Consider the following 2,748-nt stretch of genomic DNA (forward strand, 5'->3'; position numbering starts at 1 on the left):
GCGCAAGCATGTCGCGGATCTGGAGGCCAGCACGACGGCGCGCTTCGAAGCGTCGGCCAAGACAGGCAAGGTCCGCAGGTTCAAGGAGTTCGTTGACGGCGCCCGCGGCGCGGCCGGGCCGGCAGCACTCAGGCGACTATAACGGGCGCAGAGCCGACCCTGCGGCTTCCAGACATTGTCGTGTACAGCTTCAGACCCTCAAGCCGAGCCCGCAGGGCCTCGCTTACCTTTTACGGGGCGGCGGTACGTCCAAGCCGCTTCAACAGTTAAGAATTTCGCAAAGACGATACCCCCGGATCGTCGAGCTTCCGCTGCCACTTCCCGCATTCGCCGAGGCGGTCAATGACCCGCCCTTCACAATAGTTATCCGGCAAGCATCTGGATGCGAGAGATAATGTTGCCGGAGGCATCTCTCATGGCTTCTACACCTGCCTGAACGCCAGAACCGCGTTCGTGCCGCCAAAGGCGAAGGAGTTGCTCAGTGCCACGCGCACCTTGCGCTCGCGTGCCACATTGGGCGTGACGTCGAGATCGCAATCGGGGTCCAGCTCACGATAATTGGCAGTCGGCGGCACGACGCTCTCGCGGATAGCCATCACGCAGGCGATCAACTCGAGCGCGCCGGACGCGCCGAGGCAATGCGCGTGCATGGACTTGGTAGAAGAAATGGACATTGAGAAGGCGTGCTGACCGAAGACGCGCTTGATCGCCGCCGTCTCGATCTGGTCGTTGGCCTTGGTGCCGGTGCCGTGCGCGTTGAGATAGTCGACATCCTCGGCGTCCAGCCTGGCATCGGCAAGGCAGGCCCGCATTGCTGCCTCCGGCCCCTCGACAGTCGGCGCGACGATGTCGGACGCATCGGCGGAAAGGCCGGCACCGGCAATTTCGGCAAGGATGGTGGCGCCCCGAGCCAGGGCATGCTCGTAGCTTTCCAGCACCGCCATGCCGGCGCCTTCACCAAGCGACAGGCCCTGGCGATCGGCCGAGAATGGCCGGCAAGTATCGGGCGAAAGCACGCGGATCGCTTCCCATGCCTTCAGCACACCCCATATGAGCGGCGCTTCGCTGCCGCCGGCAAGCATCACGTCGGCCCGGCCGAGCCTGATCTGGTCCACCGCGCAGGCAATCGCATGGTTTGCCGAGGAACAGGCGGACGTGACGCCGAAGACCGGCCCGCGCAGGCCGAGACTCATGCTGACCTGGCCGGCAGCGGCACCCGGCATCGCCTTGGGTACAGTCAAGAGAGCGGCACGCTTACCGCCCAGAAGGATGGCGCGGTAGGTTTGCTCGATCGCATCCCACCCGCAGCCGCCAACGCCCACCGTCGCGCCGAAGCGATAGCTATTTCCCTCTTTGGAGGAAAGTCCGGCCTGACGCATGGCTTCGCGCGCCGCAAGCACAGCGAGCAGGCTGAAGCGGTCCATGGAGATGAGTTGCTTGCCGTCGATGTCATGCTCCGGCAGCGCCTTGATCTCGGCACCGATCCTGACCCTCAATTCATGGAGCTCGGAGTTGACGATTGGGCCGATGGCGGAGCGGCCTTCTCGCATCTCTGTCCAAATGGCGGCGGCGTTGGTCCCAAGCCCGCAAATACCGCCAATCCCAGTAATCACGACGCGCCTGTCCATTCACACCCCCTTAGCGAGCAAGCTGCGCACGGCTTCCACCATGTCCCCAACATTCTGGAGATCCGACCATGCCTCGGCCGTATTCATCTCGATCTGGATGCCGTAGGCCTGCTCCAGGTCCCAGAGAACGTCCGCCAATCCCAGTGAATCGATACCGAGCGAAGTCAGTCCCGTGGCAGCCGTTATCTCGCCGCCTGTGGCAGGCGCTATGCCGCCCTCCGACGCGGCGCGCTTCTTGATAATGGCGATTATTTCGTTGGCGAGTTGATCTGCCATCTTGTTCCTTTCCAGCTTGCGTTTTCGGCGTCGTTCAAAACCCGAGTCGCGTCGCGTTGCCAAAATTGCCCCTCATGGAGCCTGTGCGACCGACCAAGCCCAATGCCCATAGGAACCGGACGAGTTCCGGCTTCTGCGGCGTCAGCCCGATGACGAAGAAAAGTCGCCGGCCTCCCGCTTTTGCGCCAGCACATCAAGAATCTGCGTGTAAATGGATAGGAACCGTCGTCAAACGTCAGCTAAACGCTGCGACGGTGGGTGCTGTCAGCGTATTCACTCGGCACCTCATATGTAATCGAGATGTTTCATAGCTCCGGACCAGTTGCGATCAACTATTGTACCGGTCCGCCATTCGTCGGAGAGTTCGACATGATCGGAGCGCTGCCTCTCATTCCCAGTACAATCTCCACCGCACGCGACAGATTTCCTCTTTCGGGCTCTTCTCAAGGGACTCGCCACGCGATAGAGGCAGTGATCGGCGCACGTGAGGTCCTGCCAAGTCCATGCGACATTCCGGAAAATTGGTAAAATCGTTTGTTTCAATCAAATGCATCCACGCTATGGATAGCTAAGACATGCGTTTCAAAGGGCTCGATCTGAATCTTCTCGTCGTTCTCGACGCGCTGCTGAGCGAGCGCGGCCTCACGGCGGCGGCACGCCGCATCAACCTAACCAAATTCATCGGGGTTGGTGGATGTGGCGCAAGCCGTTGAAATGACGTCAGGATTTGGTTGCTAAAGCCGGGTCGGGATCTGGCGTCGCAATCGACGCTGTGCCGGCTGGAGAACCTACCCGGCGTGCGGGAGCTGGTCGCGATGGGACGGGCGATGGTCGATCTCTATTG

Annotated in this window: 2 protein-coding genes and 2 pseudogenes; 2 read left to right on the forward strand and 2 right to left on the reverse strand. The window is 61.4% G+C overall.

What is annotated here, in order from left to right; all coding sequences use genetic code 11:
• Nucleotides 1-271: 271 nt before the first annotated feature.
• A pseudogene (locus NKH05_RS32855) lies at nt 272-436 on the forward strand (LysR family transcriptional regulator); the annotation flags it as partial.
• On the opposite strand, the gene NKH05_RS32860 reads toward NKH05_RS32855, so the two are convergent.
• Nucleotides 423-1,628, reverse strand: a complete 1,206-nt coding sequence (locus NKH05_RS32860) for a beta-ketoacyl-[acyl-carrier-protein] synthase family protein (RefSeq protein ID WP_352453892.1) — start codon at nt 1,626-1,628, stop codon at nt 423-425. The pseudogene NKH05_RS32855 and the gene NKH05_RS32860 overlap by 14 nt on opposite strands.
• Nucleotides 1,629-1,904, reverse strand: a complete 276-nt coding sequence (locus tag NKH05_RS32865; protein WP_352458906.1) for an acyl carrier protein — start codon at nt 1,902-1,904, stop codon at nt 1,629-1,631. It abuts the gene before it with no gap.
• Nucleotides 1,905-2,479: 575 nt separating this feature from the next.
• Here NKH05_RS32865 and NKH05_RS32870 point away from each other — a divergent pair.
• Nucleotides 2,480-2,581, forward strand: a pseudogene (locus NKH05_RS32870) (LysR family transcriptional regulator); the annotation flags it as partial.
• Nucleotides 2,582-2,748: the final 167 nt, after the last annotated feature.

Source organism: Mesorhizobium sp. M1399, from assembly GCF_040317735.1.
GTDB lineage: Bacteria > Pseudomonadota > Alphaproteobacteria > Rhizobiales > Rhizobiaceae > Mesorhizobium.

Excerpts from the sequence above, each read along its gene's own strand:
- NKH05_RS32860 (WP_352453892.1), bottom strand. The coding sequence starts at position 1,628 with ATGGACAGGCGCGTCGTGATTACTGGGATTGGCGGTATTTGCGGGCTT.
- NKH05_RS32865 (WP_352458906.1), bottom strand. The coding sequence starts at position 1,904 with ATGGCAGATCAACTCGCCAACGAAATAATCGCCATTATCAAGAAGCGC.